This is a genomic window from Nonomuraea sp. K271, assembly GCF_009908215.1.
Classification (GTDB): Bacteria; Actinomycetota; Actinomycetes; order Streptosporangiales; family Streptosporangiaceae; genus Nonomuraea; species Nonomuraea longispora.
In genome coordinates, this window is record NZ_JAAAHR010000117.1 from 1 (window position 1) to 14,586 (window position 14,586).

At 71.3% G+C, this 14,586-nt stretch carries 10 protein-coding genes; 5 read left to right on the top strand and 5 right to left on the bottom strand.

Features of this window, described 5'->3' with window-relative positions; all coding sequences use genetic code 11:
- Window positions 1-111: 111 nt before the first annotated feature.
- The 4 genes from GUY59_RS31780 to GUY59_RS31795 are packed head-to-tail and all read right to left on the bottom strand — an operon-like array spanning window position 112 to window position 5,349.
- Window positions 112-2,196: a hypothetical protein gene (locus GUY59_RS31780; RefSeq protein ID WP_201761587.1), complete on the bottom strand. Its 2,085-nt coding sequence runs from the start codon at window positions 2,194-2,196 to the stop codon at window positions 112-114.
- Window positions 2,193-3,479: an ABC transporter substrate-binding protein gene (locus tag GUY59_RS31785; RefSeq protein WP_138203900.1), complete on the bottom strand. Its 1,287-nt coding sequence runs from the start codon at window positions 3,477-3,479 to the stop codon at window positions 2,193-2,195. Before GUY59_RS31785 ends, GUY59_RS31780 begins: the two co-directional genes overlap by 4 nt.
- A 60-nt stretch (window positions 3,480-3,539) precedes the next feature.
- Entirely contained in the window at window positions 3,540-4,394 is an 855-nt protein-coding gene (locus tag GUY59_RS31790; RefSeq protein WP_138203898.1) for a carbohydrate ABC transporter permease, read from the bottom strand.
- Window positions 4,384-5,349, bottom strand: a complete 966-nt coding sequence (locus tag GUY59_RS31795) for a carbohydrate ABC transporter permease (protein WP_138203895.1) — start codon at window positions 5,347-5,349, stop codon at window positions 4,384-4,386. The genes GUY59_RS31790 and GUY59_RS31795 overlap by 11 nt, the downstream gene beginning before the upstream one ends.
- A 301-nt stretch (window positions 5,350-5,650) precedes the next feature.
- Here GUY59_RS31795 and GUY59_RS31800 point away from each other — a divergent pair, with 301 nt between their 5' ends.
- Complete coding sequence (locus tag GUY59_RS31800) at window positions 5,651-6,730, top strand: LacI family DNA-binding transcriptional regulator (RefSeq protein WP_138203893.1); 1,080 nt, start codon at window positions 5,651-5,653, stop codon at window positions 6,728-6,730.
- Between the two features lie 305 nt (window positions 6,731-7,035).
- The gene (locus tag GUY59_RS31805; protein WP_138203892.1) at window positions 7,036-7,284 is read left to right on the top strand and encodes a hypothetical protein; all 249 of its coding nucleotides are present in this window, start codon (window positions 7,036-7,038) and stop codon (window positions 7,282-7,284) included.
- A 5-nt stretch (window positions 7,285-7,289) separates the two neighbouring features.
- Here the strand turns inward: GUY59_RS31805 and GUY59_RS31810 are convergent, their stop codons facing one another.
- Window positions 7,290-9,125, bottom strand: coding sequence for a glycoside hydrolase family 15 protein (locus tag GUY59_RS31810; protein ID WP_138203890.1), 1,836 nt, complete (start codon window positions 9,123-9,125; stop codon window positions 7,290-7,292).
- A 137-nt stretch (window positions 9,126-9,262) separates the two neighbouring features.
- On the opposite strand from GUY59_RS31810, the gene hypF reads away from it, so the two are divergent.
- The 3 genes from hypF to GUY59_RS31825 all read left to right on the top strand — a co-directional run bounded on the left by hypF (window position 9,263) and on the right by GUY59_RS31825 (window position 14,576).
- Window positions 9,263-11,566 carry a carbamoyltransferase HypF gene (gene hypF, locus GUY59_RS31815; protein WP_171055495.1) on the top strand — a complete coding sequence of 768 codons (2,304 nt, stop codon included), beginning with the start codon at window positions 9,263-9,265 and terminating at the stop codon, window positions 11,564-11,566.
- 142 nt (window positions 11,567-11,708) lie between these two features.
- Complete coding sequence (locus GUY59_RS31820) at window positions 11,709-12,755, top strand: hydrogenase expression protein HypE (protein WP_138203888.1); 1,047 nt, start codon at window positions 11,709-11,711, stop codon at window positions 12,753-12,755.
- A gap of 15 nt (window positions 12,756-12,770) precedes the next feature.
- A complete protein-coding gene (locus tag GUY59_RS31825; RefSeq protein ID WP_252375083.1) occupies window positions 12,771-14,576 on the top strand; it encodes a nickel-dependent hydrogenase large subunit in 1,806 nt (601 codons plus the stop codon).
- Window positions 14,577-14,586: the final 10 nt, after the last annotated feature.

A 14,586-nucleotide genomic window follows, 5' to 3' on the forward strand; every position in this document is an offset into this window, starting at 1 on the left:
ATCCTCGGTCTCGCCATCGCCACCCCCTGTGCCATGCCCTCTGGCCGGGCGAGGGCGGCTCAATCCGGCCTTTTCCCGATCAGGGCCGTCCGTTGCCCCTTTCCGGGAAGGTCAGGGCATCGGCAGCAGACCTTCGTGGTGGATCCGCCACGAAGCGGGGAAGCCGGGGGCGGGCGGACCGCCGTCCCAGCCCTTCGCCATGAGGGCGACCGCCGCCAGCAGGCCGCCGTTGCCCGGCAGGTAGACGGGCAGGGAGGCGGTCTGCCGGTTGTGGCCGTTCGGCAGGTGGGTGTTCTTGGCCACCGGCATCAGCAGGGCGTCCACGGCTGTGCGCGGCTCGCCGAGCCGGGTCGAGGTCATGGCGATGGCCGGATAGTCCCAGCCCCACGTGCTGTCCCAGTCCCAGGTCGCGAGCACGTCGCGCAGCGTCGCGCGCATGATCCCGGGGTCGATGAGCCGGGTGGGCGGGACGAAGCCGAGGGCGTACAGCATGGACGGGTGGTCGTCCCGCACGGTGTACGGCGGGGCGCCCATCGCGGCATAGACCCCGTCGCGCACCAGCGGGCGGGCCATGCCCGCGGCGACCTGCGCCCACGCCGGCTCGGGCGCCAGGCCCAGCATCCGCCGCCAGCGCTGGGCCACCTCCAGCGCCCATGACCAGTACGCGAGCTCGAACGTCGGGTCGGCGGCGCTCGCCCGCACGTCGGCGTACGACTCCTGGGCCGGGACCAGGGGCGGCCCCAGACCGTGCCCGCCGGGGCCCTTGGTCGCGAAGGCGGCCATGAACGTGGCCGTGCCGAGCACGACGTCGGCGTACTCGGCCAGCGCCCGGGAGCCGTTCGCGCGGCGGACCAGCTCGGCCAGGAAGATCGGATGCGGCTGCTGCCAGAGCAGGAACGGCCCGATCGGGCTGGGGCTCTCGCGCCCGTCGGGGCCCACCTGCTTGGGCCAGCGCACTCCCGGCAGGCCCTGCGCCCTGGCCGTCTCACGGGCGCGCGACAGGATGGAGGCGTACCAGCCGAGGCTGCGTTCGAGCAGGCCCGCCCGCCCCCACAGGGGGAAGTGGGCCGCGTGCCACCAGTGCATCTCCAGGTGGAAGCGGCCCCGCCAGCTGTTGGCCATCAGCCCGGTCTCGGCCGGAGGGGTGGAGCCGGCGCAGTGGATGGCGGTGAGGTACTGCGACAACACGACGCGGCGTTCCAGCTCGGGAGCCCGCGCGTCGTCGGCGCCGGACAGGTCCACCGCGCCACCGGTGCTCCAGAAGCGCGCCCAGTGACGGCCGCAGGCCGTCACTACCTCGCCGAAGCCGGGAAGCCCGCCGCCGGCGGGCGTGCCGGTGGAGGTGAACCCGATCACGAGTTCGGCGGCCGGCTCGGTGAAGGTGAGCAGCACCTCGTGCGGCCCGCCCGGCGCGGCCCGGCCGCCGCCGGTCATGGCCACCGCCACGTCGTACGCGGTGCCGTCGAGCACCCGCTGCACCGTGCACCCGCCCGGTGAGGGGCGCAGCGCCGAGGTGTGCGCGCCGGGGCGGGACCAGTCGGCCGCGTTCCCCCACGCCTGCGACCCGTACGGGAACGCCAGCCGCACGGCGAGACCGCCCGGGAAACCACCCACCAGCAGCGGCGACTCGACGCGCACGGCGAGCACGTCGCGCTCGGGATGGCAGGCGGTGGTCACCTGGATGGGCGTGCCGCGCAGCAGGTAGCGGCTGGTGATGACGCCGGTCCACAGGTCGAGCCGCTGGCGGATCCCGGTGAGGTCGCCGGGGGTCAGGGGCGGGCCGCCGGTCGCGGCGAACCCGATCCGGCCGAGGTCCAGCCGGTGCGGGTTGGCCCGCAGCCACCCCTCGGCGGCCGAGGCGGGCGACTCGCCGGAGGCGCCGAGCCCGCCCGCCATGTCCACGTACGGCACCGGCCCGCGCGGCGTGTCGTAGGTGCGGGCCGTCTCCGACAACTCGTACGAGCCGGGAACGCTGTGCCAGCCCCACGCGGACATGGTGGCCAGCAGCGTCCCCGGCTCCGCGGCGGTGCGGTCCTCGACCGGGTAGGCGTCCGGGAAGGTCTGCAACCCGGTGACGTCGACCGTGCAGCAGAACTCGCCGTTGCCCACCGACAGCGGCGACTCCGGCAGGACCCGCGTCACCTCGACCGCGTGCCGGCCGACGAGCGCACGGCGGTCGATCCCGGCTGCGGTCACTGCTGGATCGCCGTCCCGACCTGCTGGATGAAGTCGGCCGCCGCCTCGGCCGGCTTCTGCCGGCCGAACAGCACCTCGGCGTTGACCCGGTCGAGGATCTTGGGCGTGTCGGTGGAGCCCGCGGGCCCGATCACCAGCGGCGGTCCCGCCTTGGGCGTCAGGTCGTCGATGAACTCCGCCTGCGCCTTCTCCTCCTCGCCGAGCACGCTCGCGATGCCCTCCCGCACGTCGGAGTTGGCCGGGATGCCACGGTCGGCGAGAATGATCTTGCCGGCGTCGGCGCTGTTCACCAGGAAGTCCACGAACTTGGCCGCCTCCTCGGGATGCTCGCTCCTCGCGTTGATGCTGTAGATCTGGGACGCCTGCAGCCACATGCCGGGCTGGGTGGCGTCGCTCTCACCGGGCACCCGGATGAGCTTCAGCGGTGTGCCGGCGGCCTTGGTCAGCGCGGTGAGCTGGTTGCTCCAGTCGAACTGCATCGCCGCGAGGCCGCGGCCCATCAGCGTCTGCTCGGGGGCGGGCTGGGTGATGAGCTCGGCCGTCTGCGAGGCGGGCGGGCTCGCTCCGGCGTCACGCAGTTCGAGTGTCATCGTCCACCAGTCGACCAGCGTCTTGGCGCTGATGGCGACCTTGCCGTCGGCGGTGTAGAGCGCCTCGCCGCGCTGGCGTGAGTACGCGTCCAGCATGTCGCTCCTGGTGGGGTCGGCCAGCGCGAACGTGCCCTTGGGCAGCTTGCCGGACAGCTCCGTGGAAATGCGCTTGAAGTCGTCCCAGGTCCAGGTGTCGCCGTCGGGCACCTCCACTCCGGCCTTGTCGAACACGGCGGGGTTGATGACGGTGGCGATCGCGTTGACGCCGCTCGGCACGCCGTACTGGACACCGCCGAACTTGCCGTTGTCCAGCGCCGCCGTACCGATCTTGTCCGTCTTGAGGCTCACCTTCGACAGGTCGAGCAGCGCGCCGCGATCGCCGTACTCGCGGGGGTAGGCGCCGCCGAGCGTGATGACGTCGGGCGCGCGCCCGGCGGCCACCTCGGTGGCGAGCCGGTCGAAGTAGGAGTTGAAGTCGGTGTAGGAGCCCTTGACCGTGATGCCGGGGTTCTTCGCCTGGAACGCGTCGATCACCTTCTGGGTGGCGTCGGCCCGGTCGTTGTTGCCCCACCAGCCGAAGCGCAGCTCGACGGCGCCGTCCTCGCTCTCGGACGACCCGCCGCCGCAGGCGGACACCGCCAGCATGACGCCGGCCAGGCAGAGCGCCGCGAGCCTTCTGGACCTTCGTGACATCGGTCCTGTCCTTTCCCTGATAAGAAACGTGTCGATAGCCCGTGGGGTGACGCGCCGCGATCACTTGAAACCCGTGGTCGCGATGCCCTGGGTCAGGTAACGCTGACCGGCGAGGAAGAACCCGAAGATGGGCATCAGCCCGACGATGGACATGGCGAACAGCTCGCCCCAGGCCGTCTCGCCCTGGCCGTCCATGAACGACCGCAACGCCACCGGCATCGTCCACAACTCGGGATCGGTCAGGAAAATGAGCTGGCTGAAGAAGTCGTTCCAGGTCCAGATGAACGTGAACAGCGCCGAGGTCGCCAGCGCGGGAACCGACAGCGGGATGATGATCCGCCAGTAGATCCTGAAGTGGCCGCAGCCGTCGATGCGGGCCGCCTCGTCGAGCTCGCTGGGCAGGCCGCGGATGAACTGCACCATCAGGAAGATGAAAAACGCGTCGTGCGCCAGGAACTTCGGCACCACCAGCGGCAGGTTGGTGTTGATCCAGTCGAGCTGGGAGAACAGCACGTACTGCGGGACGATGAGCACGTGAATGGGCAACATCAGCGTCGCCAGCATCGCGGCGAAGAACAGGTTGCGGCCCCGGAACTTCAGCCGGGCGAAGGCGTAGGCCGCCAGCGAGCACGACAGCAGGTTGCCGGCCACCGCGAGGATCGCGATCACCGCGGAGTTCCACAGGTAATAGTGGAACGGGTGACTCAGCGCCCCCCAACCCTCGACGTAGTTGCCCAGGTCGAGCTCGGTCGGCCAGATCGAGGGGTCGCGGAAGATCGTCTCGGTGGGCTTGACGGAGCTCGACACCATCCACAGCAGCGGATAGAGCATCACCAGCCCGAAGCCGATGAGCAGCACGTGCTTCGGCAGCCGCCACGACCGGCGGCGGCGCGAAGGCCCCAGCTCAGTTGCCATAGAACACCCACCGTTTGGCGAAGAGGAAGTTGAGCCCGGTCAGGACGGCGATGATGGCCAGCAGCACCCACGCCATCGCGGAGGCGTAGCCCATGTCGAAGGAGCCGAAGCCGCGCTCGTACAGGTAGAGGGTGTAGAGCAGGGTGGCGTCGGACGGGCCGCCGCGCCCGCCGCTGATCACGAACGCCTGGGTGAAGCTCTGGAAGGCGCCGATCAGCTGCAGCACGAGGTTGAAGAAGATGATCGGCGTCAGCAGCGGGAGCGTGATGCGGAAGAACCTCGACACCGGGCCGGCGCCGTCGACCTCCGCCGCCTCGTAGTAGGAGTGCGGGATCTGGCGCAGCCCGGCCAGGAAGATCACCATCGGTGCGCCGAACGTCCAGGCGTTGAGCACGATGAGCGTGCCCAGGGCGAAGTCTGGGTGGGCGACCCAGCTGACGCCCTCGATGCCGGCCATCGCCAGCAACTGGTTGACCAGGCCGTCCTTGCCGAAGATCTGCCGCCACAGGATCGCGACGGACACGCTGCCCGCGAGCAGCGACGGCAGGTAGTAGACCGAACGGTAGAAGCTCAGCCCGCGCGCGCCCCGGTTGAGCAGCAGCGCCAGCGCCAGCGCCAGGACCAGCTGGACGGGCACGGACACGAACACGTAGACGAACGTGACCCCGAGCGACTTGTGCAGCCGCGGGTCGGCCAGCATCTGCCGGTAGTTGTCCAGCCCCAGCCACTCGGGCGGCTTGAGCAGGGTGTATTCGGTGAACGACAGGTAGAGGGAGGCCAGGATCGGCCCGACGGTGAACAGCGCCATGCCGGCGAACCACGGCGCCAGGAAGAGATAGCCGATGCGGTCGCGCGCGGGGCCGCTCGGCGAGGACCGCCGTCGCCGCCGCCTTCCGCGCGCGAGAGGGGGCTCTCGCTCGGGCGAGGCGATGGCCGGGGTCGAACGGTTGCTCATGGACCACCCTTCGCCGATCGCGCGGGGGACGCGCGTGTCGGGGCGACCGGGGTCGAGGTGCCCTCCGGCCAGTGAGTAACCAGTTTCTAACAGAGCCTGCAAAGGGTGTCAACGCTCGATGAGTCCAGCACTGAGCTGCGGCAACGCTGGACAGGGCTTTCTTGCCGACCACGTCGGCAAGCGGTTGCAGCTCGTTTGAGAAACCGGTATCTTGCGAGCGCGCCCGGTCGCGGGCGCGCTCGTCACGGTCCGGCGATTTAATGCATGCAGGCGGAAGCGCCGAAGCGTGCAGGGGGAGCGGATGAGGGCAGGCACCGGAGAGCGTGCAGAGGATCGCGACGAGCCGTCGTCCTCGGCCGGGTCGGGGGGCAGGCGCGGGCCACGGCCCGCGGGCGCGGCGACCATCAGCCGCGTCGCCGAGGCCGCCGGCGTCTCCCGCGCCACCGTGTCACGGGTGATGAACGGCTCCACCACCGTCAAGCCGGAGCTCGCCGCCCGCGTGCGCGCGGCCGCGCAGGCGCTCGACTACGAGCCCAGCGTCGCCGCCCGCAGCCTCGCGCTCGGCCGCACGGGCACGATCTCGCTCGTCGTCCCCGACCTGTCCAACCCGCTGTTCCAGGGCGTGCTGCGCGGGCTGAGCCGGGCGGCGGGCAAGGCCGGGCGCCAGCTGCTGGTGGCCGAGTCCAACGAGGACGCCGAGGAGGAGACGATCCTCGCGATCGAGGCGCGGCGCAATTCCGACGGGCTCGTGCTGGCCTCGCCCCGCGCCCCCGGCGAGCGGCTGCGCGAGCTCAGCGACCGCCTGGCGCCCTTCGTGCTCGTCTACCGCGAGGTTCCCGGCCTGGCGGCCCCGTCATTGTCGGTCGACAACGACGCGGGCGTCAACGAGCTCGTCGCCCACCTCACCGGCCTCGGCCATCGCCACCTGGCCTACCTGAGCGGACCGTCCGCCAGCTCCTCGCACGCCGCGCGGCTCGCCGCGCTGCGTGCCGCCGCGGCCGGCACCCCGGGGTTCACGCTGACGGAGCTGCCGTGCGGCTCGATGTTCGACGACGGCCACGCCACGGCCCGCCCGGTGCTGGAGTGCGGCGCGAGCGCGGTGGTGGCCTTCAACGACATGGTGGCCTCCGGCGCCCTCACTGGCCTGCACGAGCTGGGCGTACGGGTGCCGGGCGACGTGTCCGTCACCGGGTTCGACGACATCCCGTTCGCCCGCTACACCACTCCCCCGCTGACCACGGTCTCCATCCCGAAGAACGAGCTGGGCCGGCAGGCGTGGGAGCGGCTGTGGGCGCTGATGAACGGCGAGAGCGGCGGCTACAACGTGCGCTTCCAGCCCCGGCTGCTCATCCGCGACAGCACGGGGCCCGCGCCGTCCTAGGACGGAGAGCACATGGAGTGGATCAGCGTCCGCGGCGACCGGCTGGCCGGCGAGTCGGGCCGGAACGTCACGCTGGCCGGGGTCGGGCTCGGCGGCTGGATGAACATGGAGAACTTCATCACCGGAGGAGGGGTTCGCCTGGCTCGACCCCGTGATCGGCCTGTGCGCGGACGCCGGCCTCTACACCGTCCTCGACCCTGCACGCCCTCCCCGGCCGGCAGAACACGGCGCGAGCTGGGCGTTGTGGACGTACAAGGACATCGGGCTGCAGGGGCTCACGTACGCGCGCAAAGGACAGCGCGTACGTGCGCCGCGTCCAGCCCGTGCAGGAGAAGGAGGCCCGGCTCGGCGCCGACGCGTGGGGCGGCACCGACGCGCGCATCCGGCAGGTCATGGACCCCATCGAGGAACTGTTCGACAAGGAGTTCCCCTCCTTCGACCCGTTCCCGTGGGGGCGGCGCGCGTGGCCGCGGACGCTCGTGCGCAACATCATGCTGGCCGAGCCGATGGTCGGCGACTTCGGCCGGTGCTTCGAGGGGGTCGGCCCCGAGTAGGAGCCTCAGCCGAGCGCGCGGTCGAGGTTGAACGCGGCGCTGATCAGCGCCAGGTGGGTGAAGGCCTGCGGGAAGTTGCCCTGCTGCTCGCCGCTGCGGCTGATCTCCTCCGCGTACAGGCCCACGTGGTTGGCGTAGGTCAGCATCTTCTCGAACGCCAGCCGGCCCTCCTCCACGCGGCCCGCGCGCACGAGCGCCTCGACGTACCAGAACGAGCAGATGGAGAACGTGCCCTCCTCCCCGCGCAGGCCGTCCGGGCTGGCCTTGGGGTCGTAGCGGTAGACCAGCGAGTCGGACACCAGCTCGGCGGTGAGCGCGTCCAGGGTGGCCAGCCACTTCGGGTCGGTGGGCGAGACGAACTTGACCAGCGGCATCATGAGCACCGAGGCGTCGAGCACGTCGCCGTCCTCGTACTGCACGAAGGCCTCACGCTGCTCGGACCAGCCGCGGCGCATGAGCGTGCGGTAGATCGTGTCGCGGCTGTCCCGCCAGCGCGGGATGTCGGCGGGCAGGCCGCGCCGGTTGGCCATCCGCATGGCGCGCTCGATCGCCACCCAGCACATCAGCCGCGAGTAGAGGAAGTTCCTGCGCCCGCCGCGGGTCTCCCAGACGCCCTCGTCGGGCTGGTCCCAGTGGTCGCAGACCCAGTCCACCAGGCCGCACACCTCGTCCCAGTGGTCGCTGGAGATGGGCTGCCCCCACTTGTCGTAGAGGTAGACGGAGTCGATGAGCGCTCCGTAGATGTCGAGCTGGAGCTGGTCGGCGGCGGCGTTGCCGACCCGTACGGGTGCGGAGCCCTGGTGCCCCTCCAGGTGACCGAGCTCGCGTTCCGGCAGGTCGGTACGGCCGTCGATGCCGTACATGATCTGGAGCGGCCCCGAGGGGCCGTCGGCGCGCCGGGTGACGCGCCGGGTCAGGAAGTTCATGAACGCCTCGGCCTCGCCGGTGAAGCCCAGCCGGAGCAGGGCGTAGACGGCGAAGGCGGCGTCGCGCACCCAGAGGTAGCGGTAGTCCCAGTTGCGCTCGCCGCCGATCTGCTCGGGCAGGCTGGTCGTCGGCGCGGCGACGATCGCGCCCGTCGGCGCGTACGTGAGCAGCTTGAGGGTCAGCGCGGACCGGTGCACCATCTCCCGCCACCGGCCGCGGTAGCGGGAGGCGGACAACCACCGCCGCCAGAACGCCACCGTGGCGGCGAACTCGTCCTCGGCCTCGGCGTACGCGCACGCGCGCGGCAGCACGTCGCCGCCGATCTGGTCGAGCGCGAACACCTCCGACTCGCCCTCGTCGAGGGTGAAGGCGGCCGTGGCGTCCCGGTCGTCGCACGTGACCGGCACCGTGGCGGTCAGCGCGAGCGACAGGTCCTCCGACTCGAACAACACCATCCCGTCGTGCCGGCGTACGCGGTGCGGCTGCGCGCCGTACCCGAACCGGGGGGCGACCCGCGCGCGGAACGGGATCGACCCCCGTACGCAGATCACCCGCCGCATCAGCCGGTGGCGCCTGGCCTCGCCCGAGTCGCTGGTCACCGGCATGAAGTCCTGGATCTCGCCCACCCCGCCCTCGGTGAAGAACCGGGTGATCAGGACGTTGGTGTCGGGGAAGTAGAACTGTTTGGTCTTGGCGGGCACACTCGCGCCCAGCTCGAACGCTCCCCCTTTGCCGGCGTCGAGGATCGCGCCGAAGACGCTGGGCGAGTCGAAGGTCGGGCAGCAGTACCAGTCGATGGTGCCGTCGGTGCCCACCAGCGCCACGGTGCGCAGGTCGCCGATCAGGCCGTGCTCGGCGATCGGCAGGTAACGGCCGGGCCCCACCCGGCTCTCCTGATCGAATGTCTCGGCCATCGCAACCTCTCTCCGGCGTCGCGCTGTCCCTACCCACGGTGCGCCGCCGTCTCTCCCGGTCCGGAGGGAGGTCATGGGCGGGCCGGGTCCCGGCGGGGCTGCCCCGGTCGCGCCGGGTCGCGGTGCACACTGGCCCGATGGGAGTGCGGGTCCGGGTCGAGGGCGTGGTGCAGGGGGTGGGGTTCCGGCCGTTCGTGCACGGGCTGGCCACCCGGCTGGGGCTGGCGGGCCGGGTCGGCAACGACGCGCGCGGCGTCTTCGTCGAGCTGGACGGCGACCGCGACGGGATCGCCGAGTTCCTGACGCGGCTCGAACGCGACGCTCCCCCGCTGGCCGCGATCGAGCGGGTGACCGTCACCCGGGGCGGCCGCGCGGCCGCGTCCGGGGACGGGCGGTTCCTGATCGTGGCGAGCGAGCGCTCGGAAGCCCCGCGCACGCTGGTCTCGCCCGACATCGCGACGTGCGCCGACTGCCTGGCCGAGCTGGCCGACCCGGCCGACCGGCGCTACCGCTACCCCTTCGTCAACTGCGTCAACTGCGGGCCGCGGCTGACGATCACGCGCGCGTTGCCGTACGACCGGCCGCTGACCACGATGGCGGGTTTCGCCCTGTGCGAGGCCTGCCTGGCCGAGTACCATGACCCGGCCGACCGGCGCTTTCACGCCCAGCCCGTGTGCTGCCCGGCCTGCGGCCCGGCACTCGAACTGCTGGACGCGCGGGGCGCCCCGATCGCCGGCGGCGACGACGCCCTGACCGGCGCCGCCGGTGTGCTGCGCGAGGGCGGGGTGCTGGCGGTGAAGGGCCTCGGCGGCTACCACCTGGCGGTCGTGGCCACCGACGAGCGGGCCGCCGCGGAGTTGCGCCGGCGCAAGCGGCGGGCGGACAAACCGTTCGCGGTCATGGTGGCCGGCCCGGTGCAGGCGCGGCGGTTGTGCGAGGTGGACGCGGTCGCGCAGGCGCTCCTGACCGGCCGGGAACGTCCCATCGTGCTGCTGCCGCGCCGCACGGACGTCACCGGTGGCGTGGCGGGCGCGGTCGCGCCGGGGCGGGCGAACCTCGGGCTGATGTTGCCGTACACGCCGCTGCACCACCTGCTGCTCGCGGACACGGGCGCGCCGCTCGTGCTGACGAGCGCTAATCTCGCCGGCGAGCCGATCGAGTACGACGATCGCGCCGCCCTCGACCGGCTCGGCGGCATGGCGGACGCCTTCCTGACCCATGACCGGCCCATCCACCTGCGGGCCGACGACTCGGTGGCGCGGGTGTTCCGGGGCAGGGGCACGCTCCTGCGGCGCTCGCGCGGCCATGCCCCTGCCCCGTTCACGCTGGCGTGGGAGGCCTCCCGGCCGGTGCTCGGCTGCGGAGCGGCGCTGAAGAGCACGTTCTGCATGACGAGGGGGCGGCACGCCTTCGTCTCCCCGCACGTCGGCGACCTGGAGGGGTACGAGGCGCTGCGGGCGTACACGGCGGGAATCGAGCACTTCTCCGCCCTGCTCGGCGTACGTCCCGAGGTGGTCGCGCACGACCTGCACCCCGACTACCCGTCCACCCGGTACGCCCTCGGCCTGCCGGACGTGGAACCCGTCGCGGTGCAGCACCATCACGCGCACATCGCCTCCTGCCTGGCCGACAACGGCGAGCACGGCCGGGTGATCGGCGTGGCGTTCGACGGCCTCGGCCACGGCGACGACGGGACGTTGTGGGGCGGCGAGTTCCTCCTGGCCGACCTGGCCTCGTTCGAGCGGGCCGGACATCTGGCACCCGTCCCGATGCCGGGCGGCGAGACGGCCGTCAGGCAGCCGTGGCGGATGGCCGCCGCCTACCTGGCCGGTCTGGACGGTATGGACGGTATGGACGACAGTGCGGCGCGGGCGACCGCCGTGGCGCGGCGCGCAGGGGCCCGATGGGAGAGCGTGACGGCGCTGGCCAGGCGCGGCGGGCCGGCCGCGCCGCTGACCTCCAGCGCCGGACGCCTGTTCGACGCCGTGGCGGCGCTGGCCGGCGTCCGCGACACGATCACGTACGAGGGGCAGGCCGCGATCGAGCTGGAGCAGGTCGCCGACCTCGCGGAACGCGGCGCGTACCAGGCGGGCATCGCGCGGCGCGACGGCGTGCTCGTGGTCGCCGGCGGGGACCTGGTGCGGGCGGCGCTGGAGGACCTGGACAGGGGCGTGGGCCCGGCGGTGGTCTCCGCCCGCTTCCACAACGGTGTGCGCGAGCTCGTCGTGCGCTGCTGCCGGGCGCTGCGCGAGGAGACGGGGCTGACGACGGTGGCGCTGTCCGGAGGCGTGTTCCAGAACGTGCTGCTGGCCGAGCGCACGGTGGAGCGGCTGGAGTGCGACGGGTTCAGGGTGCTCACCCACGCGGGCGTTCCGGCCGGCGACGGCGGCATCAGCCTCGGCCAGGCAGTCGTCGCAGCCGCCCGCGAGCGGCTCCGCTAGCCGGGCGGGTTCCGCTTCCGCGCAGGTCAGCGAGGTTTCGGCCGGAAGCTGGGGCGGTATGTCCGCTACGTAGAGCAACAGTCCGGGCACATCACGAAACCGGGCCCGAACTCTGCATCCGGCCACGAAAGGGGCTTGGGCCATGACGACCACGCAGACACCGACAGGCCTGGACGAGCTTCACATCCTGTGGACCTCGGAGGGCATGAGCTGCGACGGCGACACCGTCTCCGTCACCGCCGCGTCGCTGCCGAGCCTGGAGGACGTGCTGCTCGGGCTCGTGCCGGGGCTGCCCAAGGTGCACCTGCACAACAAGGTGCTCGCGACGGAGGTGGGCGACGCCTTCATGGCCGCCTTCCACCAGGCCCATCACGACGAGCTCGGTCCGTTCATCCTCGTGGTCGAGGGGTCGATCCCCAACGAGCGGATCAACGGCGACGGCTTCTGGACGTCCATGGGCAACGACCCGGTCACCGGCGATCCCATCACGGTGAACGAGTGGATCGACCGGCTGGCTCCCAAGGCCTGGGCCGTCGTCGCCATCGGCACCTGCGCCACCTACGGCGGCATCCACGCCATGGCCGGCAACCCGACCGGCTGCATGGGGCTGGCCGACTATCTCGGCAAGGACTTCCGCTCGGCCGGCGGCCTGCCCATCGTCAACGTGCCCGGCTGCCCCGTGCAGCCCGACAACTTCATGGAGACGCTGACCTGGCTGCTCTACCAGGCGGCGGGCATGGCCCCCACCATCCCGCTCGACGACCTGCTGAGGCCCACCTGGCTGTTCGGCAAGACCGTGCACGAGGGCTGCGACCGGGGCGGCTACTACGAGCAGGGCGACTTCGCCCACGACTACAACTCCCCCAAGTGCCTGGTGCGCGTCGGCTGCTGGGGGCCGGTGGTCAACTGCAACGTCACCAAACGCGGCTGGATGGACGGCGTCGGCGGCTGCCCCAACGTGGGCGGCATCTGCATCGGCTGCACCATGCCCGGTTTCCCCGACAAGTTCATGCCGTTCATGGACGAACCTCCCGGCGGATCGGTGTCGGCGGCGTTCAGCGGCGCGTACGGCTCGCTGATCCGCAGGATGCGCTCGATCACGAACAACACGGCCAACAAGGAACCGAAGTGGCGTCACAACCGCCGCAGGCTGACGAGCGGGTACGACCCGCGCTGGGGAAACGGCTAAAGGGAGAGTGGCGAGGTGACAACCCGTACGGCGGGGGCCAAGCAGAGCGCGGGCGAGTCCCGCGAGCTGGTGGAGATGTCGTGGGACCCGATCACGAGGATCATCGGCAACCTGGGCATCTACACCAAGATCGACTTCAACAACCGCGAGGTCGTCGAGTGCAAGAGCACCTCGTCGTTGTTCCGCGGCTACAGCGTGTTCATGAAGGGCAAGGACCCGCGCGACGCGCACTTCATCACGAGCCGGATCTGCGGCATCTGCGGTGACAACCACGCGGTCTGCTCGATCTACGCCCAGAACATGGCGTACGGCGTCAAGCCCCCGCCGCTGGCCGAATGGATCATCAACCTGGGCGAAGCGGCCGAGTACATGTTCGACCACACCCTCTTCCAGGACAACCTGGTCTTCGTCGACTACTGCGAGCAGATGGTCAAGGAGACCAACCCCGGCCTGCTGCGCCGGGCGGAGTCCACGGAGGCGCCGAACGCGGGGCTGCACGGGTTCCGGACGATCGCCGACATCATGCGCGCCTTCAACCCGTTCAGCGGGGCGGTCTACAAGGAGGCCCTGCACGTCAGCAGGGTGACCAGGGAGATGTGCTGCCTGATGGAGGGCCGGCACGTGCACCCGTCGACGCTCTACCCGGGCGGCGTGGGCACGGTCGCGACGCCCCAGGTGTTCACCGACTACCTGGTGCGGCTGCTGCGGGTGCTCGACTTCCTGAAGAAGGCCGTCCCGATGAACGACGACCTGTTCGACTTCTTCTACGAGGCGCTGCCCGGCTACGAGGAGGTCGGCCGCCGGCGGGTGATGCTCGGCTGCTGGGGCTCCTTCCAGGATCCGGCGGCGGTCGACTACGACTACCGGAACATGAACGAGTGGGGCCGGCGGATGTTCGTCACGCCGGGCATCGTCCTGGACGGCGAGCTGCTGACCACCGACCTGGTCGACATCAACCTCGGCATCCGCATCCTGCTGGGCAGCTCCTACTACGACGACTGGCAGTCGGAGGAGACGTTCGTCACCCACGACCCGCTCGGCAACCCCGTGGACCAGCGCCACCCGTGGAACCAGACGACGCTGCCCAAACCGCAGAAACGCGACCTGGAACACGGCAACTACAGCTGGGTGATGAGCCCTCGCTGGTACGACCGGCGCACCGGCGACCACCTGGCGCTCGACACCGGCGGCGGCCCGCTGGCACGGTTGTGGTCGACGGCGCTCGCGGGCCTGGTCGACACCGGCACGGTGCGCGCCACGGGCCACAGCGTGGAGATCAACCTGCCCAAGAGCGGCTCCCTGCCGGAGATGCGGCTGGAGTGGAAGGTGCCACGCTGGGCCAACACCATCGAGCGCAACCGCGCCCGCGCCTACTTCGTCGCGTACGCGGCGGCGATGGCGGTGCACTTCCTGGAGCAGGCGCTGGGCGAGGTGCGGGCCGGCCGCACGCAGGTGTTCTCCGACTTCGACGTGCCGGACGAGGCGATCGGGTGCGGCTTCCACGAGGCGGTGCGCGGCGTGTTGTCACACCACATGGTGATCCGCGACGGCAAGATCGCCAACTACCACCCGTACCCGCCGACGCCGTGGAACGCCAGCCCGCGTGACATGTACGGCACGCCGGGGCCGTACGAGGACGCGGTGCAGGGGTTGCCGATCTTCGAGGAGAACGGGCCCGACTCGTTCAAGGGCATCGACATCATGCGTACGGTGCGCAGCTTCGACCCGTGCCTGCCGTGCGGCGTGCACATGTACCTCGGCGGCGGCAAGGAGCTCAAGCAGATGCACTCCCCCACTTTCGGCGCGAGCCTCGGCGGTTAGGAGCAGGCGC